Origin of the sequence: Nocardia sp. NPDC056611 (genome assembly GCF_042792755.1) — a bacterium.
Lineage (GTDB): Bacteria > Actinomycetota > Actinomycetes > Mycobacteriales > Mycobacteriaceae > Nocardia.
This window is the reverse complement of the sequence record NZ_JBHTVV010000006.1, coordinates 431,988-454,641: the sequence shown is the minus strand read 5'-3', so window position 1 is coordinate 454,641 and position 22,654 is coordinate 431,988. Positions and strand designations below refer to the sequence as shown.

General features: G+C 70.5%; 23 protein-coding genes. 11 read left to right on the top strand and 12 right to left on the bottom strand.

The annotated features are described in order from the left end of the window. Window positions 1-20: 20 nt before the first annotated feature. Together ACFRAQ_RS30090 and ACFRAQ_RS30085 are read right to left on the bottom strand one after the other, a co-directional pair. A complete protein-coding gene (locus ACFRAQ_RS30090; protein WP_379105594.1) occupies window positions 21-788 on the bottom strand; it encodes an SWIM zinc finger family protein in 768 nt (255 codons plus the stop codon). Further along, a complete protein-coding gene (locus ACFRAQ_RS30085) occupies window positions 785-3,619 on the bottom strand; it encodes a DEAD/DEAH box helicase (RefSeq protein ID WP_379105592.1) in 2,835 nt (944 codons plus the stop codon). Before ACFRAQ_RS30085 ends, ACFRAQ_RS30090 begins: the two co-directional genes overlap by 4 nt. A 198-nt stretch (window positions 3,620-3,817) precedes the next feature. Here ACFRAQ_RS30085 and ACFRAQ_RS30080 point away from each other — a divergent pair, with 198 nt between their 5' ends. Then, the gene (locus tag ACFRAQ_RS30080; protein ID WP_357282100.1) at window positions 3,818-4,180 is read left to right on the top strand and encodes a hypothetical protein; all 363 of its coding nucleotides are present in this window, start codon (window positions 3,818-3,820) and stop codon (window positions 4,178-4,180) included. Between the two features lie 68 nt (window positions 4,181-4,248). Beyond that, window positions 4,249-4,947, top strand: a complete 699-nt coding sequence (locus ACFRAQ_RS30075; RefSeq protein ID WP_379105589.1) for an HNH endonuclease family protein — start codon at window positions 4,249-4,251, stop codon at window positions 4,945-4,947. Here ACFRAQ_RS30075 and ACFRAQ_RS30070 read toward each other — a convergent pair. Next, window positions 4,888-5,523 carry a TetR/AcrR family transcriptional regulator gene (locus ACFRAQ_RS30070; RefSeq protein WP_379105587.1) on the bottom strand — a complete coding sequence of 212 codons (636 nt, stop codon included), beginning with the start codon at window positions 5,521-5,523 and terminating at the stop codon, window positions 4,888-4,890. The genes ACFRAQ_RS30075 and ACFRAQ_RS30070 overlap by 60 nt on opposite strands. Window positions 5,524-5,577: 54 nt before the next feature. On the opposite strand from ACFRAQ_RS30070, the gene ACFRAQ_RS30065 reads away from it, so the two are divergent. Next, window positions 5,578-6,318 carry a class I SAM-dependent methyltransferase gene (locus tag ACFRAQ_RS30065; protein ID WP_379105585.1) on the top strand — a complete coding sequence of 247 codons (741 nt, stop codon included), beginning with the start codon at window positions 5,578-5,580 and terminating at the stop codon, window positions 6,316-6,318. A 119-nt stretch (window positions 6,319-6,437) separates the two neighbouring features. Here ACFRAQ_RS30065 and ACFRAQ_RS30060 read toward each other — a convergent pair whose 3' ends face one another. From ACFRAQ_RS30060 to ACFRAQ_RS30050, 3 genes are all read right to left on the bottom strand, one after another. Further along, window positions 6,438-7,271, bottom strand: a complete 834-nt coding sequence (locus ACFRAQ_RS30060) for a sulfurtransferase (protein ID WP_379105583.1) — start codon at window positions 7,269-7,271, stop codon at window positions 6,438-6,440. Window positions 7,272-7,477: 206 nt separating this feature from the next. Continuing rightward, entirely contained in the window at window positions 7,478-8,686 is a 1,209-nt protein-coding gene (locus ACFRAQ_RS30055; protein WP_379105581.1) for a benzoate/H(+) symporter BenE family transporter, read from the bottom strand. A 63-nt stretch (window positions 8,687-8,749) separates the two neighbouring features. Then, on the bottom strand, window positions 8,750-9,250 hold the full coding sequence (locus ACFRAQ_RS30050) for an Lrp/AsnC family transcriptional regulator (protein ID WP_379105579.1): 501 nt from the start codon (window positions 9,248-9,250) through the stop codon (window positions 8,750-8,752). Between the two features lie 179 nt (window positions 9,251-9,429). Between ACFRAQ_RS30050 and pdhA the strand changes: the two genes are divergently transcribed. The 3 genes from pdhA (at window position 9,430) to ACFRAQ_RS30035 (ending at window position 12,952) form a co-directional block, all read left to right on the top strand. After that, window positions 9,430-10,509, top strand: coding sequence for a pyruvate dehydrogenase (acetyl-transferring) E1 component subunit alpha (gene pdhA / locus ACFRAQ_RS30045; RefSeq protein WP_379105577.1), 1,080 nt, complete (start codon window positions 9,430-9,432; stop codon window positions 10,507-10,509). Further along, entirely contained in the window at window positions 10,506-11,489 is a 984-nt protein-coding gene (locus ACFRAQ_RS30040) for an alpha-ketoacid dehydrogenase subunit beta (protein WP_379105575.1), read from the top strand. Before pdhA ends, ACFRAQ_RS30040 begins: the two co-directional genes overlap by 4 nt. Before the next feature lie 62 nt (window positions 11,490-11,551). Further along, complete coding sequence (locus ACFRAQ_RS30035; RefSeq protein WP_379105712.1) at window positions 11,552-12,952, top strand: dihydrolipoamide acetyltransferase family protein; 1,401 nt, start codon at window positions 11,552-11,554, stop codon at window positions 12,950-12,952. Here the strand turns inward: ACFRAQ_RS30035 and ACFRAQ_RS30030 are convergent. Continuing rightward, window positions 12,949-13,392 carry an acyl-CoA thioesterase gene (locus ACFRAQ_RS30030; RefSeq protein WP_379105573.1) on the bottom strand — a complete coding sequence of 148 codons (444 nt, stop codon included), beginning with the start codon at window positions 13,390-13,392 and terminating at the stop codon, window positions 12,949-12,951. The genes ACFRAQ_RS30035 and ACFRAQ_RS30030 overlap by 4 nt on opposite strands. A 37-nt stretch (window positions 13,393-13,429) precedes the next feature. Continuing rightward, the gene (locus tag ACFRAQ_RS30025) at window positions 13,430-14,386 is read right to left on the bottom strand and encodes a cupin domain-containing protein (protein WP_379105570.1); all 957 of its coding nucleotides are present in this window, start codon (window positions 14,384-14,386) and stop codon (window positions 13,430-13,432) included. 74 nt (window positions 14,387-14,460) lie between these two features. Between ACFRAQ_RS30025 and ACFRAQ_RS30020 the strand changes: the two genes are divergently transcribed. Next, window positions 14,461-15,318, top strand: coding sequence for an NAD(P)H-binding protein (locus ACFRAQ_RS30020; protein WP_379105568.1), 858 nt, complete (start codon window positions 14,461-14,463; stop codon window positions 15,316-15,318). Window positions 15,319-15,546: 228 nt separating this feature from the next. Then, entirely contained in the window at window positions 15,547-16,791 is a 1,245-nt protein-coding gene (locus ACFRAQ_RS30015; protein WP_379105566.1) for an MFS transporter, read from the top strand. A 3-nt stretch (window positions 16,792-16,794) separates the two neighbouring features. On the opposite strand, the gene ACFRAQ_RS30010 is transcribed toward ACFRAQ_RS30015, so the two are convergent. Further along, complete coding sequence (locus tag ACFRAQ_RS30010; protein WP_379105564.1) at window positions 16,795-17,325, bottom strand: MarR family winged helix-turn-helix transcriptional regulator; 531 nt, start codon at window positions 17,323-17,325, stop codon at window positions 16,795-16,797. 59 nt (window positions 17,326-17,384) lie between these two features. On the opposite strand from ACFRAQ_RS30010, the gene ACFRAQ_RS30005 reads away from it, so the two are divergent. Next, complete coding sequence (locus ACFRAQ_RS30005) at window positions 17,385-18,824, top strand: MFS transporter (protein WP_379105562.1); 1,440 nt, start codon at window positions 17,385-17,387, stop codon at window positions 18,822-18,824. A 113-nt stretch (window positions 18,825-18,937) separates the two neighbouring features. On the opposite strand, the gene ACFRAQ_RS30000 is transcribed toward ACFRAQ_RS30005, so the two are convergent. From ACFRAQ_RS30000 to ACFRAQ_RS29990, 3 genes are read right to left on the bottom strand one after another with little or no spacing between them, the layout of a single operon-like run. Continuing rightward, window positions 18,938-19,576: a Type 1 glutamine amidotransferase-like domain-containing protein gene (locus tag ACFRAQ_RS30000; protein WP_379105560.1), complete on the bottom strand. Its 639-nt coding sequence runs from the start codon at window positions 19,574-19,576 to the stop codon at window positions 18,938-18,940. A gap of 3 nt (window positions 19,577-19,579) precedes the next feature. Beyond that, a complete protein-coding gene (locus ACFRAQ_RS29995) occupies window positions 19,580-20,398 on the bottom strand; it encodes a maleylpyruvate isomerase family mycothiol-dependent enzyme (protein WP_379105558.1) in 819 nt (272 codons plus the stop codon). Further along, entirely contained in the window at window positions 20,395-20,844 is a 450-nt protein-coding gene (locus ACFRAQ_RS29990) for an HIT family protein (protein WP_357282123.1), read from the bottom strand. The genes ACFRAQ_RS29995 and ACFRAQ_RS29990 overlap by 4 nt, the downstream gene beginning before the upstream one ends. Window positions 20,845-21,169: 325 nt before the next feature. Between ACFRAQ_RS29990 and ACFRAQ_RS29985 the strand changes: the two genes are divergently transcribed. Continuing rightward, on the top strand, window positions 21,170-22,312 hold the full coding sequence (locus ACFRAQ_RS29985; RefSeq protein WP_379105555.1) for a Re/Si-specific NAD(P)(+) transhydrogenase subunit alpha: 1,143 nt from the start codon (window positions 21,170-21,172) through the stop codon (window positions 22,310-22,312). Then, window positions 22,312-22,653 carry an NAD(P) transhydrogenase subunit alpha gene (locus ACFRAQ_RS29980; protein WP_379105553.1) on the top strand — a complete coding sequence of 114 codons (342 nt, stop codon included), beginning with the start codon at window positions 22,312-22,314 and terminating at the stop codon, window positions 22,651-22,653. The genes ACFRAQ_RS29985 and ACFRAQ_RS29980 overlap by 1 nt, the downstream gene beginning before the upstream one ends. The last annotated feature ends 1 nt before the right edge of the window (window position 22,654 follow it).

The following is a 22,654-nucleotide window of genomic DNA, read 5'->3' as shown; positions in this document are numbered from 1 at the left end:
AGCGGGCCGGGGAACAGCCCTCAGCGGTCCAGGGAGCGGTAGAGGTCGCGCAGGTGCCGCAGCCCGGCGGCGACGGACTGCTCGTCCTCGGAGGTCATGCGCAGGGCCTGGCGCAGCAGCACCGGGTCCAGATCGTCGGGGGCCGGATGGAATTCGGGGTCCGGCAGCGTGGGCAGCGCCGCGTGCTCGCCGTACAGGTCACCGCAGTCGAGGGTCTCGCTCTGCAGCAGGCCGCCGATGAGGTCGTCGAGCCGGATCCCGCGCAGGGTGAGCAGGTCGGTCGGGTGCTCGTCGAGCCGTTCCGCCACCACGTAGCAGATGGCGGCCGCGTGCTTGCAGGGCCAGCTGTGATCCGGGCAGCTGCAGGAGAAGTCGAGTTCGGACACCGTCGTCGGCAGCAGCAGCGGGCCCAGCGCCCGGGGCAGCGTGCCCGCCGCGATCTCGCCCAGCATGCCCGGCGACTCGCGCACCGCGTCCGCCAGTTCCTCCAGGTGGTGGCGGTCGAAGGTCCGCAGGGTCAGCACGGAGACGAAGGGGCGGGGCTGACTGCCCTGCACCTCCGCGGTCACCATGCCCTCCTCGAGCCGGTAGTTGATCACCTGGCCGGTGCGGGCGTAGGAGCGGCCGCGCGAGAGCCGCCCGGCGTCGGCGACCTGCTCCACGGCGTCCAGAAAGGCACGGCCCCACCAGGTCCGGGCGAAGGCGGCACCGCGGCGGCTGCGCGCCGGCACCCCGCCGCGCACCGGGCGGCGCTTGCCGTACCCGCCGAAGTCGATGACATCGTTCATTCGCCGACCGCCTCCGCTCCCAGCGCGAACAGTTCCCGCAGCTCCTCGTCGCCGAGTTCGGTGATCCAGTGCTCGCCGGCGCCGACGGTGAGATCGGCCAGCCGGCTCTTGCCCTTCAGCATGTCGTCCACCCGCTCCTCGATGGTGTCGACGCAGACCAGCTTGCGCACCTGCACATCCCGGCGCTGGCCGATCCGGAAGGCGCGGTCGGTGGCCTGGTTCTCCACCGCCGGATTCCACCAGCGGTCCAGGTGCACCACGTGATTGGCGGCGGTGAGATTGAGGCCGGTGCCGCCGGCCTTGAGCGACAGCAGCATCAGCGGCGGGCCGTCGCCGCCCTGGAAGTCCGCCACCATGGCATCGCGGGCCTGCTTGCTCACCCCGCCGTGCAGGAACGGAACCTCGGCCCCGAAGCGCTCGGACAGGAAGGGGGCCAGCAGCTTTCCGAACTCCGCGAACTGGGTGAACATCAGGGCGCGTTCCCCGTCGGCGATGACCGATTCCAGGATGTCCTCGACCAGCGCCAGTTTCCCGGACCGGTGCTGACCGCGGCGCAGCACCGCCGAACCGTCGTTCAGGTAGTGGGCCGGGTGGTTGCAGACCTGCTTGAGCCGGGTCAGCGCGGCCAGTACCGCGCCCTTGCGTTCCATGCCCTCGGCGGCCTTCAGTGTGGCCGACATATGGTCCAGGACAGCCTGATACAGCGCGGCCTGCTCCACCGTCAGGTTGGCCCGCACCGTCATCTCGATCTTCTCCGGCAGATCCGAGATCACCGCCGGGTCGGTCTTGACCCGGCGCAGCACGAACGGCGAGGTGATGGCGCGCAGGCGGGTGACGGCGTTCTCGTCGTGCTCACGCTCGATCGGGACCGCGAACCGGGCGTGGAACTCCGACGCCTTGCCCAGCAGCTTGGGATTGGCGAAATCCAGGATCGACCGCAACTCCTCCAGGCGGTTCTCCACCGGAGTTCCGGTGAGCGCCAGTCGATGCCGCGCCGGGACCAGCCGGGCCGCGCGCGCCTGCCGGGTCCCGGCGTTCTTGATGTGCTGCGCCTCGTCCAGCACCACCCGCTGCCAGTCCTGCCGCTTCAGCTCCTCCACATCGCGGGCCAGCAGGGCGTAGGTGGTGACCACCAGATCCGAATCCGCCACCGCCGCATCCAGTTCCGCGCCCGAGCGGCGGGCGGGGCCGTGGTGCACCAGCACGCGCAGATCCGGGGCGAAGCGTTCGGCCTCCCGCTGCCAATTGCCCACCACCGACATCGGGCACACCAGCAGGGTGGGGCCGGTCGACTCGGCGGCCGTCTCCCGCTCGTGCGCCAGCAGGGCCAGCACCTGCACGGTCTTGCCCAGGCCCATGTCGTCGGCGAGGATCGCACCGCAGCCCAGGCGGCTCATGGTCGCCAGCCAGGCCAGGCCGCGCTGCTGATAGGGCCGCAGCTGCGCCTTCAGGCCGACCGGGTCGGGCACCGGCTCGGTGGCGCGCTCGCCGTCGAAAAGCTCTGCCGCCCAGCCGGTCGCGGTGACCTCGTCCAGCGGCACACCGATCACCGGATGCGCGGACAGCTCCGCGAACAGGCCGCCGATCGTGGTCTCGGTGCCGTCGGTGCGGCCCGAGACGTAGTCGGCGGCCGCGGCGAGCATGCGATGGTCCGCCTGCACCCAGTCCCCGCGCAAGCGCACCAGATCCGATTTCGCGTCCACCAGCCGCGCCATCTCCGCGGGCGTCAGCACCGTGTCGCCCAGCGCCAGCTCCCACCGGAACGACACCAAACCTTTGAGCCCTACAGCGGTTTCGGTGGCCGCGGGGCTCTGCACCCGCAGCTTCATGGTCGGTGCGGCGACCCGCCACGCACGCGGCAGCATGAGACGCACCCCGGCGGCGGCCAGCACGTTCGCGCCGTGCGCCACCAGGTCCATGACCACCTCGGTGGGCAGGAACAGGTCCATGCTGCGCGGATCGCCGGGCAGGTCCCGCAGGCGCGGATACACCTCCTTGGCGGCGCTCAGCTTCTCCCCGGCCAGCCGGGTCAGCATCGGATCGCCGGGCAGCAGCACCGGTTGCGGCGCTTCATCTTCGACGCGCAGGCAGACCTCGAGCCGCCACAGTTCACCCGGCTCGTCGCCGTCGGGTTCCAGCAGGCGCAGCACCAGATCGGGTTCGCCCGCGGTGAGACTGGTGCGCCAGTCCTCGAGCACCGCCGCCACCCGATGCGAGCCGGTCTCCAGCGGTGTGGCGTCCAGCAGGGCCCTCAACAGCGGATGCGACACCGAATCCGGCGGCGCGGAACCGATCTCGGGATCGCGTTCGGAAATCCATATCCTGGCAATGGGATCGGTCAGCTCGGCGACCAGGTTCTCCAGGATGTCGGCGGGCCTGCCGTGGTCCTTCAGCGCCGCCGGCATGGCCACGGCCAACTCGGCCAGCCAGGCCCGCTGCCGCTGCCCGCCGACCAGCCGCCACCGCACCCACCACTCCCCGTCGTCGCGCCGGATCTCCGGCACGATCCGCCCCGCCCGCACCCAGCGCTCGATCCCGCGCGCCACATGGCCCAGATAGCGCAGATCCCCCGCCACCGGCCAGTGCGGCGGCAGCTCCCCCAGCAGCACCCGGGCCGCCGCCTCCGGGGCCAGCGCGTGCGCCCGCACCCGGGCCCGTTCCTTGCCGTACTCCCCCGCCAGCGTGACCTCGGCCCAGTGCCGCCACTTGGCCGCCCGCACCACCGACCGCAGCGGCTCGGGCAGCTTCTCCGTCTCATCGGCGAGCACGAAGCCGTCCGGGTCGTGCCACAGCACCAACCCGGACCCGGGCGTCCACAGTCCGTGCAGCATCCGACCATCCAAGCAGCCCGCCCCGACAGGGCCCGCGCTACCCGCGAGTCAGGTCCCTCTTTATTTCTGATCGGATACGGCACATACTGGATAAATCCGCAGGTCACCGCATGTCGGTAACACCTGTGTGCGCACCCGACATCACCGCGACCCAATCCGGGGCCGTGGCACTTTCGAGACCGTAGGGAGGCCGTGAAGATGACGATTCTGCTCCAAGTGCTCGAGCAGGCCTTCACGCCCACGACTTCGTGGGAACGGCGGAAATTCACCTTCGTGGATACAGCGAAGATCGTGGGGATGCGCCTGGACGGGCAGTCCGGGGTGTGGCTGGATCTGTCCCGGCCCGGTGAGTCGCAGCGACTCGCCCGGACCCCGGATCCACGCGACTCCATCACATTCCTGCTCACCATCTTCGCCAAGATCGCCGAGTGCGAGGACCGGGGCGGCTCGTGGCTCATCGGGCACGACGGCGCGCACGTGGATTCCATTGCGGCCACGCGCTTTCCGCCACAACTGTCGGAGACGGCGGCCGACGACATCCTGGCGCACGCCTGGCTGTAACCCGCCGCGGGGGTGCGAAGTTCGCATGACGGCCCGCTCCGGCGGGCGGTAGCGATACACCTGATGCCGTGTGGCTCAGAGGCGCGACTTCGCTGCTCGGCACGGTGGTCATCCTGTTCGCGGTCCTGGGGTGCGGGGCCGTCGGGCAGGTGACTCCCGCGCCGGGCAGCCCTACCCGCGCCCAGCTCGAACGCCTGCTCACCGCCGTGGTCACCGTGCCCGCGCGGCCGCGACCCGGCGGCTACCAGCGCGGATGCGGCGACGGGCAGGGGTGTGTGTTCGGCCCGTCCTGGACCGATGATCACGACGGGCCCGGCGGCCACGACGGGTGCGACAGCCGCAACAGCGTCCTCGCACGCCAGCTCACCGAGGTGGTCCTGCGGCCGGGCGATGCCTGCGTGGTGGTCGCGGGCGCGTTGAACGATCCGTACACCGGGCGGCGCATCGCGTTCGAGCGGGCGGCGGCCAAGGCCGTGCAGATCGACCACGTGTATCCGTTGGCGGCCGCCTGGGATCTGGGCGCGGCGGGCTGGCCGGTCGCGCGGCGGGTGCGGTTCGCCAACGACGTCGACTACAACCTGCTCGCGGTGGACGGAAAGACCAACCAGGACAAGGGCGATCGCACGCCCGGCGACTGGCTGCCGCCCGCGCGGGCGAATCGCTGCTTCTACGCGGGCAAGTATCTGACCGCCGCCGGCCGGTACGGGCTACCTGTCACCGCCGCCGACCGCGCCGCCCTCGCGGGCGTCGCCCGCGGCTGCCCATAGCGCGGCGAAATGCCGGTACGCCTGTTCGGCGGTGAGCTCCTGGGCCGGATCCATGACCGATTCGAGCAATCCGTAAAGCCCCCAGGAAAGAAAGGTGATCGCGACGGACGCCGCCGCGGGGTCGGGGCCCAGCAGCGGGGCCAGATGCTCGGTGAGCAGTTCGGCGTACATCTGCCGGATCGACCGCAGCACTGTGGCGTTGGCGCGCGGACCGACCAGCGGCCGGTACACCTCCGGGTGGGCGTCGATCAGACGGAACAGGACCTCGATCGGCAGCAGCGGCGGCGGGGGGCCCGGAAAACGGGACAGCTCCGCCGAAATCTCGGCCCGCACATACTCGATACAGCTGACCAGCAGCAGATCGTCCTTGTCGCGGTAGTGCGCGTAGAAGGTGGAGCGGCCGACGTCGGCGCGATCGATGATGTCCCGCACGGTGATTCGCGCGTACGGGCGGGACAGCATGAGTTCGATGAGCGCCCGGTGCAGGGCCGCACGGGTGCGGCGCACCCGGCGGTCGGCAACCGGGCCCGGATCCGTTCCGGGATGGATCCCGGCGGGGTGTCCCGAAACGTACACATCCGAGGAAACTGCGTCTGGCCTGGCATTTCCCATCCTTCGATGATGGAACACATGACTGAGAACAAGCAAGTGTCCGATATCGACGCCCGGTCCGTCGGAGCCCTGATCACCTGGCCGCGCGGCTACACCCTGCTCACCGACGTCTTCTTTCTCGGCCGCGGCGGCAGCCTGGTGCGGCACTTCGCCACCACCGCGGGCATCCGGTCCGGAGATCACGCCATCGACGTCGGCTGCGGTCCGGGGCGGCTGGCCAATGAGCTGGCCCGCCAGGCCGGGCCGCACGGGCGCGTGGTCGGCGTCGATCCGTCCGCGCCGATGATCGAGTACGCCACCGCCCACGCGGCCCCGAACTGTGTCTTCGAACTGGGCGCGGCCCAAGCCCTGCCCCATCCCGACGCGTCCTTCGACGTGGCGACGTGCACGTTCGCCATGCACCACATCGCCGAGGCGGATCGGAACACCGCGCTGGCGGGTTTCTTCCGAGTGCTGCGACCCGGCGGCCGCCTGCTGCTGGCGGACACCCACCCGGCGACCACGGGCGTGCGCGGACTGGCGATTCGCGCCATGGCCGGTCTGGCCGCGCATCGCGGCGGCCGTGATCACGGGCACGGCGGCGGCGGTCACGACGGAACCGACCATCATGGGCACACTCACGACGGCCCCGGCGACTCGCTGGCCGCGGTGGATGTCCGCCGCTACCGCGCCGCGCTGGCCGAGATCGGTTTCACCGCAGTCGAATTCCGCACCGGCCCGTTCGCGACCGGCATCCTGACCGGCGTCAAACCCGGTTGAGCACAGGCACGGCCGGGCGCGGCGGGCGGCTGTTGCCGGGCCGGCGTCCGGTTCGTCGGTGTCGGCCGGGCTCCCGCGGACCCGCCGGGGGCGATCCGGTCCGGCGGGGTCGGCGTCGATCAGGCCGGGTCGGGTCCGGTGGCCGCCGGGCGCTTGGGATCGTTGGACCACTGCGACCACGAGCCCGGATAGAGCGCAGCGTCGATGCCGGCGACGGCCAGTGCCGCCACCTGGTGGGCGGCGGTCACCCCGGAGCCGCAGTACACCGCGACCGGTCCGGAGCCGAAACCCTCGAAGCGGGCGGCCAATTCGGCCGGCGGCCGGAAATGCCCGGCAGCGGTGAGGTTCTCGGCGGTCGGCGCGCTCACCGCACCCGGAATGTGGCCCGCGCGCGGGTCGACGGGCTCCATCTCGCCGCGGTAGCGCTCGCCCGCCCGGGCATCCATCAGCACGCCTTGCCAGCCGGCCGCACCATCGGCGTCGACGGTCGGCATGTGCCCCGAGGACAGCACCACCGTGCCGGGTTCGGGTTCGGGTTCGTCACCGGCGGCGATCTTCCCACCGGCCGCCTCCCACGCGGGCAGCCCGCCATCCAGGATGCGGACATCGGCGAGGCCGGCCCAGCGCAGCAGCCACCAGGCGCGGGCCGCGGCCAGGCCGCCGGTGGCGTCGTACACGATCACCGTGTCGCCGTCGGAGACGCCCCAGCTGCGCGCGCACTTCTGCAAATGCGGCAATTCCGGCATGGGGTGGCGGCCGTGCGCGACCGACGGCGGATCGGCGAGTTCGGTTTCCAGATCGACGAAGACCGCCCCCGGAATATGCCCGTCCAGATAGTGCTGCGGCCCGTCCGGATCCCCGAGCGCCCAACGCACATCCAGCAATCGCACCCGGCTCCCGCCCGCCTCCAGCAGGTCCGCCAGCTCCGCAACCGAAATCAGCACCGAACTCAAGCCAACTCCTCCTCGCCGATCCACCACTCGTGACGCGAACCACCCCACCCTAACCACCCGCGGCCGGGACGCGCGGCGGTCCATCGAACCGCCGGGCGGCAGGCTCCGATGCGCCACCTCGATCAGCTCCTGCGCCTGTCCACCGCCGCGCCCGAGTTCGCCGCTCGCGGAACGGAGTCCAGCGACAGCGTCCGCTCTCCCGCGCCTCAGACGGTGACGGGCGGCAGGAACCAGCGCACCACCAGACCCGCGACCAGCGCCCAGAAGGCCGCGCCGATCCCGAGCATCGAGATGCCCGAGGCCGCCACCAGGAAGGTGAGGGCGGCCGCGGACCGATGCGCGGCGGGGGTGAGCGCGGCGGTCAGCGCACTCGCGAGGGTGGCGATGAGGGCAAGTCCCGCAACGGTTTCCAGTACGCCCTTCGGAGCGGCGGCCACCAGGGCGACCAGCGCGCCCGAGGCCAGCGCGAGCAGCAGATAGGTGCAGCCCGCGGTGTACGCCGCGACCCAGCGGCGCTTCGGATCCGGGTGCGCGGACGGGGCCGCCGAGAGCGCGGCGCTGATGGCCGCCAGATTGATGGCGTGCCCTCCCGCGGGCGCGCCCAGCACGGTGCCCAATCCGGTGACGGTCATGGCCGCGCGCCACGGCACCCGATAGTCGAAGGTGCGCATGACCGCCGTGCCCGGAATGTTCTGCGCCGCCATGGTCACCACGTACAGCGGCACCGCGACGCCGATCATGGCCTGCCAACTCCAATGCGGCACAGTCCATTCCACCCGGGGCACCATGGCGGACAGCTCCAGACTCCGGTGCCGCACGGCGATGTCGATGCCGGACCCGGCCGCCGCGACCGCGAAGGCCGCCAGCACCGACCAGCGCGGCGCGAAGCGTTGCAGCACAAGCCAGGTCACGATGACCGGCACCACCACGGCCGGGCTCACCGGCAACGCCTTCACCGGCGCGAGGCACAGCGGCAGCAGCACTCCGGCCAGCATGGCCTGCGCGATCTCCACCGGAATGGCGGCGATGAGCGCGCCCAGCCGGTCCCAGAATCCGGTCAGCACGATGAGTCCGCCCGCCACCGCGAACGCGCCGACCGCCGCGGCCCAGCCGCCCGCCACCGCCCCGGTGCTCGCCAGCAGAGCCGCGCCGGGCGTGGACCAGGCCAGTGTGATCGGCATCCGATAGCGGCGGCTCAGCACGAGCATGCCGACGGCCTGGGTCACGCACACCGCCAGCAGACCCGACGCCGCCTGCGCCGACGTGGCTCCCATGGCGGTGAGACCCGCCAGCACCACCGCGAACGAACTGGTGAAACCGACCAGCGCGGTGACGATGCCGGCTCCGATCGGCTGCCCGGGACCTGCCTCCGGTGGGCTCTCGACCTCGGCGGCGGGAGTGACGCTGGTGCTCATGGGGCTATCGTCGCGGTCCAGTCACCCGCCGGTCTGCGGCCAATCAGCCGAAACTGGACTGAATTACGCGCTGCCGCCGGCCGCCAGCCGTTCCAGCAGCGGCGTGATGCGCGGGCCGACCAGCGACTGCATGACCAGCGCCATATTGGTGCGCTCCACCCCCGGGATCCTCAGGATGCTGCCCGCCACCCGATACAGATCCTCCGCGTCCGCGGCCACCACCCGGACCGTCAGATCCGTCGGCCCGGTCATGCCGCACACCTCGGTGACCTCCGGGATCTCCGCGAGTTCGGCCGCCACCGCGTCGAGCCGATGCTGGTCCACCACGACCGCGACGAAGGCGGCCAGGGAGTAGCCGAGCGCACGCGGGTCCACCCGGCGCTCGAAGCTGGCCAGCACCCCGCTCGCCTCCCAGCGAGCCAGTCTGGCCTGCACGGTATTGCGGGAAAGCCCCAGGCGAGCGGCCAGGTCGACACCGGTCGCGCGCGGGTTCGCGACCAACTCCAGCAACAACCGGGCATCGGTGGCGTCCAGCGGCGCCGGATTGGGCTCCCTGCTGCTCATGGGGATCAGTATGACACCGGCGAACGCGAATTGACCGTGCATTCTGCTCAGTTCTGCGCGTCAGGCTTGCGCAGATCGCCACGCGGAGGATGCTTGTGGTACAGGACACACATTGGTTTGCCACACGGACACAATCCCGCGGTCGAAGCGATGTCACCCGGTGTCAGGAGGCGATACCCATGCCCGACAAGAACACCTATCCGGTCCAGCTCATCCAGCCCGACGGACAGCGCGTCCACGATCGCGTGCACGCCCCGCTGATCGCCGATATCGACGGCCCGCGCCTGCGCGCCCTCTACGCGGACATGGTCGTGGCCCGGCGCATCGACACCGAGGCCACCGCTCTGCAACGGCAGGGCCAGCTCGGACTGTGGCCCCCACTGCTCGGTCAGGAGGCCGCGCAGATCGGCTCGGCCCACGCCCTCGAATCCGACGACTACGTCTTCTGCAGCTACCGCGAGGCGGGTGTCGCCTACTGCCGCGGCGTCGCGCCCGAGGACCTCACCCGGCTCTGGCGGGGAGCCGCGCACTCCTGCTGGGACGCCGACCAGGTCAACATGACCAATCCCGCCATCGTGGTCGGCGCGCAGGGCCTGCACGCCACCGGCTACGCCTACGCCGCGCATCTCGAGGGCGCGGAGATCGCCACCATCGCCTACTTCGGCGACGGCGCGACCAGTCAGGGCGATATCGCCGAGGCGCTCGGCTTCGCCGCCACCTGGTCGGCGCCCGTGGTGTTCTTCTGCCAGAACAACCACTGGGCGATCAGCGCGCCGGTCCGGGTGCAGAGCGCCACCCCGATCGCGAATCGCGCCCTCGGCTACGGCATCCCCGGCGTCCAGGTCGACGGCAACGACGCGCTCGCCGTGCTGGCCGTGACCCGGCAGGCGCTGCGGCACGCGCGAGCCGGCGGCGGACCCAGCTTCGTCGAGGCCATCACCTACCGGATGGGCCCGCACACCACCGCCGACGACCCCACCCGCTACCGCACCGCCGCCGAACTCGAACTCTGGCAGCGCCGCGACCCCATCGACCGGATGCGGCGGCTGCTGGAACGAGAGGACCTGTGGGACAGCGACTTCGAGGCGACGGTGGCCGCGCGCGCCGACGACGTCGCCGCCCGGCTGCGCACCGCCACCCTCACCATGCCCGACCCGGACCCCGACCAGCTCTTCGACCACGTGTACGCCACCCCGCATCGGCTGATCGAGGAAGAACGCCGCGAGTACGCGGCCTACCTGGAGGGAGTCGGACGATGAAGACCACGTTCGCCGGAGCGATCAACCACGGACTGCGCCGCAGCCTGGAGGACGATCCGAAGGTCGTGCTCATGGGTGAGGACATCGGCCGCCTCGGCGGCGTCTTCCGGGTCACCGACACGCTGCAGAAGGATTTCGGCAACAACCGCGTCATCGATACTCCACTGGCCGAATCCGGAATCATCGGAACCGCTTTCGGAATGGCTTTGCGAGGATTGCGACCGGTCTGTGAAATCCAGTTCGACGGATTCGTGTACCCGGCGTTCGACCAGATCGTCTCGCAGGTCGCGAAAATCCACGCCCGGACCCGCGGAAAAGTGGTCGCGCCCATCACCATTCGCATTCCGTTCGGCGGCGGCATCGGGTCGGTCGAGCACCACTCGGAATCGCCGGAGGCGTATTTCGCGCACACCGCGGGGCTGCGGGTGGTGTCGCCGAGTAATCCCGCGGACGCCTATCTGATGATCCGGCAGGCCATCGACCTCGACGATCCGGTGATCTTCTTCGAGCCGAAACGCCGGTACTGGGACAAGGCCGAGGTGGATGTCGAACGACTCGACCACGACGGCGGAATCGCGCTGGACCAAGCGCGGATCTGCGCGTCCGGGGAGGACGCCACCATCGTGGCGTACGGCGGCACCGTGGCCACCGCGCTCACCGCCGCCGATATCGCGGCGTCGGAAGGACATTCGATCGAGGTGATCGATCTGCGCAGTCTCTCGCCCATCGATTTCGACACCATCGAGACCTCGGTGCGGAAAACCGGGCGGCTGATCGTGGTGCACGAAGCGCCCGTATTCGCCGGGCTGGGAGCCGAAATCGCGGCCCGGATCACCGAACGCTGTTTCTACCATCTGGAATCGCCCGTATTGCGCGTCGGTGGCTTCGACATCCCCTATCCCCCGGCTAAGCTCGAGCGGCACCACCTGCCCGACCCCGATCGCATTCTCGCCGCGGTCGACCGCACGCTCGCCGCTTAAGCCGCTCGCCGCACGAATGGTTACCGCACGGAGGAAGCCCGGTGGATAGTCAGCAGCAGGTCATGGAATTCCGTTTGCCCGATCTCGGCGAGGGCCTGGCCGACGCGGAATTGGTGTCGTGGGCGGTCGCGCCCGGCGACAGCGTCGCGCTCAACCAGGTCATCGCGGAGGTCGAGACGGCCAAGGCCCAGGTGGCGCTGCCCAGCCCGTACGCGGGCACGGTGCTGGAACTGCTGGCCCAGCCCGGCGACACCGTGCCGGTCGGAGCGCCGCTGATCCGGATCGGCATGGCCGCGCCCGCCGGGACGATCGGCGCCCCGGAAGCAACAGCAGCCACGGACGCCGCGGCGGAAACCCCGCAGGCTCCGGCCGAACGGCAATCCGTGCTGGTCGGCTACGGCCCCGACGCCGAGCCGGTCTCCCGCCGCGCGGCCCGCGCGGCGAGCGCGCGCGGCATGGGCTACGACGGCGCGGAGGGACTCGGCAGTTCCGCACCCGCCGGTCGGCCCGCCGCAACCCCGGCCGCCCGGAAGCTGGCCCGCGAGATCGGGATCGACCTGAGTACCGTGATCGGCACCGGACCGCAGGGCGCGGTCACCATCGAGGATCTGCACGGCATGCGGCCGGAATCCATGAGCTCGGGCCATATTCCGATCCACACCCCGCCGCCCGCCACCCTCACCGCGCTGCCCGCCACCCAGGCCGCGCCCGAGGTGACCCCCATGCATCCGGCGCTCGGCGGCGGCCGCGCCGTCCCCGCCGAACGCGAGACCCGCACGCCGATCAGCGGCATCCGCAAGCGCACCGCCGCCGCCATGGTGGCCAGCGCCCAGCACATTCCGCAGGCCAGCACCTTCGTGACCACCGACTTCACCGCGTCCATGGAGCTGCTCGAGCATCTGCGCACCACGCCCAGCTTCACCGGGCTCACCCTCACCCCGCTGGCCCTGGTGGCCCGGGCCGCGCTGGCGGCGCTCACCGAGTTCCCGGAGATCAATGCCCGCTGGGACGAGGCGAATCAGGAGATCGTCACCAAGCACTACGTGAACCTGGGCTTCGCGGTCGCCACCGAACGCGGGCTACTGGTGCCCAATCTCAAGGACGCACAAGGTTTCACGCTGCGCGACCTGTGCCTCGAGATCGCCGGGGTCGCGGGCAAAGCGCGCAGCGGCACCGCCACCCCCACCGACCTGACCGGCGGCACCTTCACCATCACCAATGTGGGCGTGTTCGGCGTGGACACCGGTGTGCCGCTGGTGAATCCGGGCGAGGCGGCGATCCTGTGCCTGGGCTCCATCCGCAAGCGGCCGTGGGTGCATCGCGACGAACTGGCCGTGCGCTGGGTGACCAGCCTGGGCCTGAGCTTCGACCACCGGATGATCGACGGCGAACAGGGGTCGCGGTTCCTGGCGAGCGTGGCCGCCCTGCTGGAGGATCCGCTGACCCTGCTGAGCCGGGTCTAGCCCTCGGCGGGCCCCGCGACCACCAGCGGCTCGGCGGCCGCCCGGATGACCGCCGGGATCGGCACCGGCTTGCGGGTCTGCTCGTCCACGTAGACGTGCGTGAAGGTGCCGGTGGCGGCCAGCTCCAGATGGTCGCCGCCGTCGCGGAAGATGGCCAGCTCGTAGTTGATACTCGAATTGCCCAGGCGCGCCACCCGAATGCCCACCCGCAGCATGTCCGGGAAGCTGATCGACCCCAGGAACTTGCAGGAGGTCTGGGCCACCACGCCGATCGCGTGCAGGTCCCGGATATCGGTTCCGGTCGCGCTGATCAGCCAGGCGTTCACGGCCGTGTCGAAGTACGAGTAGTACGTCACGTTGTTCACGTGCCCGTAGTGGTCGTTATCGGCCCAGCGCGTAGGCACCGGCCAGAGCACGGGGTATCCATGATCCTGCGTCACCTTGCGACCCTAACCCGGCGACCGGGCCGTTCCGCGCTCAGGCGGAGCGTTCGTCGGGTGTGGCGCGATGGTCGCGGGGGCTGATGCCGTAGTGGCGTTTGAAGGCGGTGGACAGGGCGAAGGCGCTGCCGTAGCCGACGCGGCGGGCGATGGCCTCGAGGGTGGCGTCGGATTCGTGCAGCAGGTCGGCGGCCAGGGCCAGCCGCCAGTCGGTGAGGAAGGCCATGGGCGGTTCGCCGACCAGTTCGGTGAAGCGGCGGGCCAGCGCGGCCCGGGAGACGCCGACCTCCGCGGCCAGCGAGGCGACCGTCCACGGGTGGGCGGGATTGTGCTGCATGAGCCGCAGCGCCTTGCCGACCAGCGGATCACCGTAGGCGTGATACCAGGCGGGGGCGTCGGCGCGGGAGAACCAGGCGCGCAGGGCGGCGATGAGCAGCAGATCCAATAGTCGGTCCAGCATGGCCCCCTGCGCCGGCAGATCCTTGGCGGACTCGTCGACCAGCAGATCCAGCACCCGCGAGTCGATCTCGCCGCGGCCCAGCACCGCGATGGGCGGCAGCGCGCGCAGCAGCCGGCGACTGGCCGCCGACTCGTGCTCGTAGGTGCCGGTGACCAGCACGGTCTGGGCGTCGGCGCTGGTGCCCCAGCTGCGCACGCCCAGACTCAGTGCCTCGCACAGGACTTCACCGTCCATGGTGGTGGTGATGTTGCCGGGCTCGATGAGCACCTGCGGCGCGGTGCCCGGATCGTCGGCGACGACGTAGTGGTCGGGGCCGCGGAAGATGGCGATATCGCCGGTGCGCAGCTGCCGCGGCGGACCCGGCTTGCCGTTCGAGGGTTCCGGCAGCACCCAGCCGCCGCCCCGCACCACCGCCACCACGGTCAGCGGGGCCTCGTCCCGAATTCGCAGGGACCACGGCGGATCGAACGACGAGCGCATCACGAATGCCGCTCGCGCCCGTGGTCCTTCGAGCAGACTGGCCAACGCATCCATGACAAAGACGATGGCAAATGCCCGGGCGCTTCTCAACCATGTTCGCGCTCGCCGAATCCCGGTGTACTCGTTACATGATCAACGAAACCACCTCGAGCAGCGCGAACACCGTCCTCGTCCTCGGCGCGACCGGCAAGACCGGACGCCGGGTGGCCGCCCTGCTGACCGAGCACGGCGTGCCCGTGCGGGCCGGTTCGCGCACGGCCGCAATCCCGTTCGACTGGACCGACCGCGAAACCTGGACGGCCGCGCTGGACGGCGTCGACGCCGTATACCTGTCCTACCAACCGGATCTCGCGGTGCCGGGCGCCCCCGCCGACATCAAGGCGTTCTGCGGCCGGGCCGCGGCGGCCGGGGTGCGCACCGTGGTGCTGCTGTCGGGCCGCGGCGAACCCGAGGCCCTGGAATGCGAAGGCATCGTGCGGGATTCGGGAATGTCGTGGACCGTGGTGCGGTGCGCCTGGTTCGCGCAGAACTTCGACGAGGGCTCGTTCGCCGACTTCATCCTGGCCGGCGAGGTGGCCCTGCCCGCCGGTGACGTCCCGGAGCCGTTCGTGCACGCCGACGACATCGCCGAGGTGGCGGTGGCGGCGCTGCTCGACGACCGGCACGCCGGGCAGGTGTACGAGCTGACCGGCCCGCGCGCGATCAGCTTCGCCACGGCGGTGGCCGAGATCGGTGCGGCGGCGGGACGGGAGATCGCCTACATCCCGCTCACCCGAACCGAATTCGTCGCGGCCCTGACCTCCTACGGGGTCCCCGCCGACGAGGTCAGCCTGCTGGACTACCTGTTCGGCACGGTGCTGGACGGACGCAACTCGCCCGTCAGCGACGGAGTGCGGCGGGCGCTGGGCCGGGAGCCGCGCGACTTCGCCGATTACGTGCGCGCGGCGGCCGCGACCGGGGTCTGGTCGGTCACCGCGGACGCGTGAGGTCAAGGCATCCGCCCCTTTCATCGCCCCCGGCCAGCCGGTAGCCCCGGAAGTCGGGGGGCGATCGCGGCCCGGCGGCGGGGCCGAAAGCTGTCGGCGCCGCCTCGTACAATGATAGGCAAACAGGTTGTACCGCAAACGATTCGGATCGCGGTCCCGACCGTCGACGCCGCCGGACGGATCGCGAAAACCGGGGAGACGCCGGGTGCACCCGGTAGCGTCGTACCGATGGCCGCTGCGACGCCCACTCCCCGCCTCCGCAAGGCGCGCCTGGCACTGTTCGCGGTGTTCGGGCTCAACGGGATGCTCTCGGCCGTGTGGATCGTGCACATCCCCGCCGTCACCGCGCGCGCCGGCGTCTCACCGACCGTGCTGGGCATGCTGATCCTGCTCATGGCGGGCTGCGCCATCGTGGGCATGCAGACCGCGGGGCCGCTCGCGGACCGGGTGGGCAGCCGCACGCTCACCGCGGCGGCCGTCACGCTGCTGGCCCTGACGCTGCTCGGCCCGGCCCACGCCGCCTCCCCCGCCGCCCTCGGACTGTTCCTGTGCGCCTTCGGTTTCGCCAACGGCGCGCTGGACGTGTCCATGAACGCGCAAGCGGTCCACATCGAGCGGGCCTACGCCCGGCCCATCATGTCCGCGTTCCACGCCTTCTTCTCCTGCGGCGGATTCCTCGGCTCGGCTTTCGGGGCGGCCGCTCAGCACGCGCACTGGTCCCTGCCCGCCACGTTCACCCTCACCACGGCGGTCGGCCTCGCCGTCACGGTTGTGGCGATCCCCGCCCTGCTCCCGCACACCGTCCCGGCGGCGGACGACGTGCCGGGCACGTACGTGGATCCGGCGGCGGCCCAGCATCTTCCGGCCACCGAAGCCCCGACGCCGTCGGACGGCGAGCCCTCCCGGCGGATGGGACGGAAGGTCGTGGCCCTGGGGCTGATCGCTTTCGCGCTGCTGATGGCCGAGGGCGTCGCCGCGGACTGGAGCGCCCTGCAGGTCCGCGATCGGCTCGGTGTCGACGCGGGCGCCGCCGCGCTGGCCTTCACCGCGTTCTCCCTGACCATGACCATCGGCCGATTCGGCGCGGACCGGGTGAGCGGCCGGCTCGGCCGGGTGGGCGTGCTGCGCTGGGGAACGGCCGTGGCGGCCGTCGGTTTCGGGGTCGTCGTGCTGTCCGGATGGCTGCCGCTGACCGTGGCGGGGTGGGCGCTGTGCGGGATCGGCTTGTCCGGCGGCGTCCCGCAGGTGTTCACGGCCGCGGGCAATCTGGGCTCGGCGACGGCGGCGACGGATATGTCGCGCGTCTTCGGGCTCGGCTATGTGGGCCTGCTGGCCGGTCCGGCCGTCATCGGCTGGCTCGACAAGCTGGTGCCCCTGACCGCGGCCATGACGGTGCCGCTGGCCGCGATGGCCTTGTGCGCGTGGGGCGCCCGCGCGGTCGCCGCGCCCGTTCCGGCGCCGACGAGCGACTGAGGCTCAGGCCGAGGGGCGCTCGCGCGCGGTGGCGCCCAGATCGCCGATCACCTCGGCGTGGTCGAGAAAGGCGTCCACCATGCGGTGATTGAGGACGGCGACGGCTTTCAGGTCCTCGGGACTCCAGTCGGCGAGCGCCTCGGCCATCCAGCCGCGCATCACCTCGCGCACGGCCTCCACGGCCTGGCGACCCGACGCGGTGGGTTCGACCCGCTGGGCGCGACGGTCGTCCGGGTCCTGGACGCGTTCCACGTACCCGGCCTTCTCCAGGCGCTGGATCTGGCGGCTCACGTGCGGGGCCTCCACATCCAGGCGGGTGGCGAGCTCGCCCAGCCGCATGGGTTCGGGGGCGTCGGCGAGCAGGCGCAGCAGCGGGACGCTGGCCCGGTCCATGGTCAGGCCGCACTGCACCATGGCTTTGTCGTGGCGGCGGACCCGGGTCAGCAGGTAGGCGACACGGGCCAGCGCGCGTTCCAGTTCGACGATGTGAGCTGCGTCAACTTCGATGGCGGGAATGGCTTCCGATCGCGGCATGTGGTTATCTTACGAAACCCATTTACTTAATTTTGGTAAGTAAACCAAAGGACCATTTCATGACTACGACCGCTGTCGGTCAGGTCGACGTGTCGAAACCCGTCGAACCTTCGAAGGCCCACCTCGGCCTCACCCTGCTCGCGTTGTCAGCGGCCGGTCTGGTCGTGTCCTTGCAGCAGACCGTCGTGATTCCGCTGCTGCCGCGCTTCATCGTGCAGTTGCACACCGATGTCGCCGGGGTCACCTGGCTGTTCACCGCCGCGCTGCTCTCCGGCGCGGTCGCCACGCCGCTGCTCTCCCGCTTCGGCGACATGTACGGCAAGAAGCCGATGGTCATGGTCACCATGGGCGTGCTCATCGTCGGCTCGGTCGTGTGCGCCTTCGCCACCACGCTGCCCGTCTACATCATCGGCCGGGCGCTGCAGGGCATCTCGTCGGCCATGATCCCGCTCGCCATCGGCATCATCCGCGACACGTTCCCGCGCGAAAGACTGGTCCGCGCAATCGGAGTCGTGTCCGGCACCATGGGCGTCGGCGGCACCATCGGCCTGCTGGCCACCGGCGTCATCGCCGACCACACCACCGACCCGCACCCGGTCTTCTGGCTGACCGCGGGTCTGGGCGTGGTCGCCACCGTGCTGATCCAGGTGAGCGCCAAGAACAATGGCGTTCGCCACGGCGGCAAGCCCGACTTCATCGGCGCGGCCCTGCTGGCCGCGCTGCTGATCTGCCTGCTGCTCGGCATCAGCGAGGGCCCGCGCTGGGGCTGGGGCTCCACCTCGGTCATCGGCATGTTCGCGGCCGCCGCGGTGCTCACCGCCGTCTGGGTGTTCGTGGAGCTGAAGGTCGAACAGCCGCTGGTGCGCCTGCAGCTGCTCGTCGGCCCGCAGTCGCTGTCGGCGAACGTGGCCTCCGCGCTACTCGGCTTTTCCATGTTCGGCGCGTTCTCGCTGGTCTCCAACTTCATTCAGACACCCGCGGACAAAGTCGGCTACGGCCTGTCCGGGACCGTGCTGTCGGTCGGCCTCTACGGCATCCCGAGCGCTGCGCTGATGACCTTCTTCTCCTTCAACACCGGCCGCATCTCCGCCAAGATCGGACCCGCCTACACCCTCGCCATCGGCGCGACCTTCGCCGGGCTGTCGATGGGCTGGCTGGCCTTCTCGCACGGCCACGGCTACGACATGGTCATCGCGAACGCGCTGCAGGGCATCGGCTTCGGCATCGGCTACGCGGCGCTGGGCACCCTCGCCGTACAGCACGTGCCGATGAGCGAGAGCGGCATCGCGTCGGGCATCAACTCACTGGTGCGGACCGCGGGCGGCTCGATCGCGGGCGCGATCACCGGCTCTATCCTGACCGCCCACGTGCTGAAGCTGGGCGCGCACGCCGTGCCGACCGAGGGCGCGTACGTCGCGAGCTTCGCGACCCTGGCCGTCGGCGCCTTCGGCGCGGCGGCGGTCGCGCTGGGACACGGCCTGCGCCACAAGGGGAATTGACAGCTCTCGTCACTCGGGCCTCCGCCTCCCGGCCGGCTTCGCCCTGAAACCCGATCCCGAGACATCCCGGAAAGCCTGCGCCCTCCTCGGTGTGCGCAGGCTTTTTCCATGTCCTAGGTCAGGACCGTGGTGCTCTCACCGTCGACGACGACCACGTGGTCGTCGGTGAGCGCCCAGTGCGGAATTCCTTCGGAGACGTAGTCGCGCACCAGTTTCCGGGACAGGCCCTGCGGGTCGGTCGGGGAATCCAGGTGCGGGACGATGCGGCGGTCGACCAGGCCGAGACCGTCCCAGCGCGGCTCGACACCGCAGGCGGTGCGCACCTCGTCCGGGTCGTCGATGGCCTCGATGCCGTGGAAGTCGGGGGTCATCACGCAGGCTCCCGCGCTGTAACCCGCGTACACCAGGGCATCCTCGGCGAGCAGTTTCCTCAGGGCGAGATCGGCTCCGCTGCGGGCGAATTGGGCGCGCAGCACGAAGGTGTTGCCGCCGCGCACCCACACCGCCGGGAACTCGCGCAGCCGTCGCTCCACCTCGTCCGGGCGGCCGAGGTAGTCGCGCAGGTCCAGGACCTCGGGCTGGAAACCCACGCGGCGCAGCGGGACCAGATCGCTCGCGACCGCGCTCTGCCAGGCCGAGGGCCAGGCGTCACAGGCATTGGCGATGACGGCCACCGGGCCGGGCGCACCGGTCAGTTCGAGCAACCGCCGCTGGTGCGCGCCGAAGCGGTAGCTGGACAGGAACAGTCGCACGGGTCAGATGGTGAAGGCGAGGCTGCGGACCAGGCGGTTGCCGAGGTCCGTGTCACCGGCGAGGGTGATCTCCCCGGCGTGCGCGTCGGCGGTGGTGCGGCCGCCGCGCAGCCGGGCGAACAGCCGCGAGTCCAGGGTGACGACCGTGGTGGCCGGACCGTCGAGCGCCTCGACCAGGTTCGCCCGGCCGCCGTCGACCGCCACGTGCAGGGTCTGCGGCACCGGACCGGTCAGCTCGAAGGTGATGCGCGAACCGTCCGGCGCGCCCGCGCCCTTGACCGCGGCCCTGCCGAGAGCGGTCAGCAGTTCGGCGTAGGCCTGGGCGCCGCGCGCCCCGCCCTCATCGACGGAGACGCCGAGGGCATCGGCGATGTCGTGCTCGTGCATCCAGCAGTCGAACAGGCGGATGCGCATGAACCGGCCGTAGGGGGCCATGCCCACCGGGGTCGGCACGAGCTCGGCCCACGCCTCCGGGGTGGTCTGCTCGAGGGCCTTCAGGCGGCGGCCGGTGACGTCGAGGAAACGCTCCAGCAGTTGCGTCCCGGCTAGGGGGCGTAGGGATTCGATCCACTTCTCGTTGAGCGCGCCGATGTCGTTGCGGATGTGCTCGCCGGACACCTCGGTGTCGGGGGTCGGCTCGCCCAGCAGCAGCGATTCGGTGCCGACCACGTGGGCGATCACGTCGAAGACCGTCCAGCCCGGCAGCGGCGATGACGTGCGCCACCGGTTTTCGTCCAGCCCGTCCACCAGCCGGGTGAGGGCGTCCCACTGGTCGGATAAAAGGGCGGTGATCTCGGCGCGGTCCGGCACCGTGTCGGTCATGCGGTGGTCTCCCTCTCCTCGTCGGCGAGCCGGTCCAGTCCGGCTCGCAGTGCCGCGGCGGTGCGCTCGGTGTCGTGCGGGCGGCGCAGCACGAAGCCCTTCGCGAAGCGCAGGGTGTCGCCGTGATGGCGGGGAATCACGTGCAGGTGCACGTGATGAACGGTCTGGAAGGCGGCCTTGCCGTCATTGATGAGCAGGTTCGCGCCGTCGGCGGTGAGGCCCGCCCGGCGCATGGACTTGGCGAGGCGGTGGCCGAAGCCGAACAGGCGGGCGCCCATCTCCGGGTCGAGCTCGTCGAGATCGGTCGCGTGCCGCTTGGGGATCACCAGGGTGTGCCCCCGGGTGATCGGCCGGACGTCGAGGAAGGCGACCAGATGGTCGTCCTCGAAGATCTTGGTCGCGGGTGCGTCGCCCGCGACGATCCGGCAGAAGATGCAGCCACTCACCATGCAGACATTACGGCGTACAGGTGATGCGGTACACCCCCTACTCGACCCCGACACGGGCACAACCGGACCGAGAGCTACCGGCCAGTAGCATCAGGGATTCGATCATGTTCGAAGCCGGGAGAACCCCGGCCGAGCATGGAGTTGTCCGGTTTTCTCGCCACACCATGTGATGGGCATCTCCGCTACGCTCACCGCGAACCAGGTACAGTTGCGAGAATTCTCACGAACTTACTGCACAGTAAGTTCGGACCACCGTTCAACCGGTGACACGGCTTGGAACCGACAGGTGGCCTGGGCTCACCACGAGAAGGAAGTTTGACAAGTGGACACAACGCAGAGCGCACAGACCGCTGCGCCCCGCGGTGCGCGCGTCGGAGTGGTTCGCGAGACGAACCCGGACGAACGACGCGTCGCATTGGTGCCGAAGATCATTCCGGCCCTGCTGAAGCAGGGTGTCGAGGTGATCGTCGAGGCCGGTGCCGGTCTGGGCGCGTTGATTCCGGACGAGGCGTACACCGAAGCCGGTGCGACGCTGGGCGATCCGTACAGCGCCGACGTCGTCGTGAAGGTCGCGCCGCCCAATGACGGCGAGATCGGCAAGCTCGCGCCGGGCCAGACCCTCATCGGGTTCCTGGCGCCCCGCAACGCCGACACCAAGATCGGTGCGCTGAAGGCCGCGGGCGTGCAGGCGTTTGCCGTGGAAGCGATTCCGCGCATCTCCCGCGCCCAGGTCATGGACGCGCTGTCCTCCCAGGCGAATGTCGCCGGCTACAAGGCCGTGCTGCTCGCCGCGTCGGAATCCACCCGATTCTTCCCCATGCTGACCACCGCCGCGGGCACCGTGAAGCCGGCCACCGTGCTGGTCCTCGGTGTGGGTGTCGCCGGTCTGCAGGCCCTGGCCACCGCCAAGCGCCTCGGCGGCCGCACCACCGGTTACGACGTTCGCCCCGAGGTCGCCGACCAGGTCCGCTCGGTCGGCGCCCAGTGGCTCGACCTGGGCATCGACGCCGCCGGTGAGGGCGGGTACGCCCGCGAGCTCACCGACGACGAGAAAGCTCAGCAGCAGCAGGCCCTCGAGGACGCCATCAAGGGCTTCGACGTGGTCATCACCACCGCGCTGGTGCCCGGCCGCCCGGCCCCGCGCCTGGTCACCGCCGCCGCCGTCGAGGGCATGAAGCCCGGCAGCGTGATCGTGGATCTGGCCGGCGAGACCGGCGGTAACTGCGAGTTGACCGAACCCGGCAAAACCGTTGTGCGCCACGGCGTCACCATCGCCTCGCCGCTGAACCTGCCGGCCACCATGCCGGAGCACGCCAGCGAGCTGTACTCCAAGAACATCGCCGCCCTGCTCGAACTCATGCTCAAAGACGGTGCCCTGGCACCCGATTTCGAGGATCAGGTGCTGGCGGATTCCTGCGTCACGCGCGAGCGAAGCGAGCAGAGCGCTCAGAAGGTGGAAGCCTGATGTACACCGAATTGTTGGCGAACATCGCGATCCTGGTGCTGTCCGGGTTCGTCGGCTTCGCCGTGATCTCCAAGGTGCCCAACACCCTGCACACGCCACTGATGTCGGGCACCAACGCCATTCACGGCATCGTGGTGCTCGGCGCGCTGGTGGTCTTCGGCAAGATCGAGCACCCCTCGGTCCTGATGCAGATCATCCTGTTCGTCGCCGTCGTGTTCGGAACCCTGAACGTCATCGGCGGTTTCGTCGTGACCGACCGCATGCTGGGCATGTTCAAGGCGAAGAAGCCTGCTGCGGGCGAAGCGAAGCGAAGCGATGAGACTGCGAAGGCGGGCCACTAAG

Coding starts and splice junctions, on each gene's coding strand:
- ACFRAQ_RS30090 (WP_379105594.1), bottom strand. CDS start 788: ATGAACGATGTCATCGACTTCGGCGGGTACGGCAAGCGCCGCCCGGTG.
- ACFRAQ_RS30085 (WP_379105592.1), bottom strand. CDS start 3,619: ATGCTGCACGGACTGTGGACGCCCGGGTCCGGGTTGGTGCTGTGGCAC.
- ACFRAQ_RS30080 (WP_357282100.1), top strand. CDS start 3,818: ATGACGATTCTGCTCCAAGTGCTCGAGCAGGCCTTCACGCCCACGACT.
- ACFRAQ_RS30065 (WP_379105585.1), top strand. CDS start 5,578: ATGACTGAGAACAAGCAAGTGTCCGATATCGACGCCCGGTCCGTCGGA.
- ACFRAQ_RS30055 (WP_379105581.1), bottom strand. CDS start 8,686: ATGAGCACCAGCGTCACTCCCGCCGCCGAGGTCGAGAGCCCACCGGAG.
- ACFRAQ_RS30050 (WP_379105579.1), bottom strand. CDS start 9,250: ATGAGCAGCAGGGAGCCCAATCCGGCGCCGCTGGACGCCACCGATGCC.
- pdhA (WP_379105577.1), top strand. CDS start 9,430: ATGCCCGACAAGAACACCTATCCGGTCCAGCTCATCCAGCCCGACGGA.
- ACFRAQ_RS30040 (WP_379105575.1), top strand. CDS start 10,506: ATGAAGACCACGTTCGCCGGAGCGATCAACCACGGACTGCGCCGCAGC.
- ACFRAQ_RS30035 (WP_379105712.1), top strand. CDS start 11,552: ATGGAATTCCGTTTGCCCGATCTCGGCGAGGGCCTGGCCGACGCGGAA.
- ACFRAQ_RS30025 (WP_379105570.1), bottom strand. CDS start 14,386: ATGGATGCGTTGGCCAGTCTGCTCGAAGGACCACGGGCGCGAGCGGCA.
- ACFRAQ_RS30020 (WP_379105568.1), top strand. CDS start 14,461: ATGATCAACGAAACCACCTCGAGCAGCGCGAACACCGTCCTCGTCCTC.
- ACFRAQ_RS30015 (WP_379105566.1), top strand. CDS start 15,547: ATGGCCGCTGCGACGCCCACTCCCCGCCTCCGCAAGGCGCGCCTGGCA.
- ACFRAQ_RS30010 (WP_379105564.1), bottom strand. CDS start 17,325: ATGCCGCGATCGGAAGCCATTCCCGCCATCGAAGTTGACGCAGCTCAC.
- ACFRAQ_RS30005 (WP_379105562.1), top strand. CDS start 17,385: ATGACTACGACCGCTGTCGGTCAGGTCGACGTGTCGAAACCCGTCGAA.
- ACFRAQ_RS29995 (WP_379105558.1), bottom strand. CDS start 20,398: ATGACCGACACGGTGCCGGACCGCGCCGAGATCACCGCCCTTTTATCC.
- ACFRAQ_RS29980 (WP_379105553.1), top strand. CDS start 22,312: ATGTACACCGAATTGTTGGCGAACATCGCGATCCTGGTGCTGTCCGGG.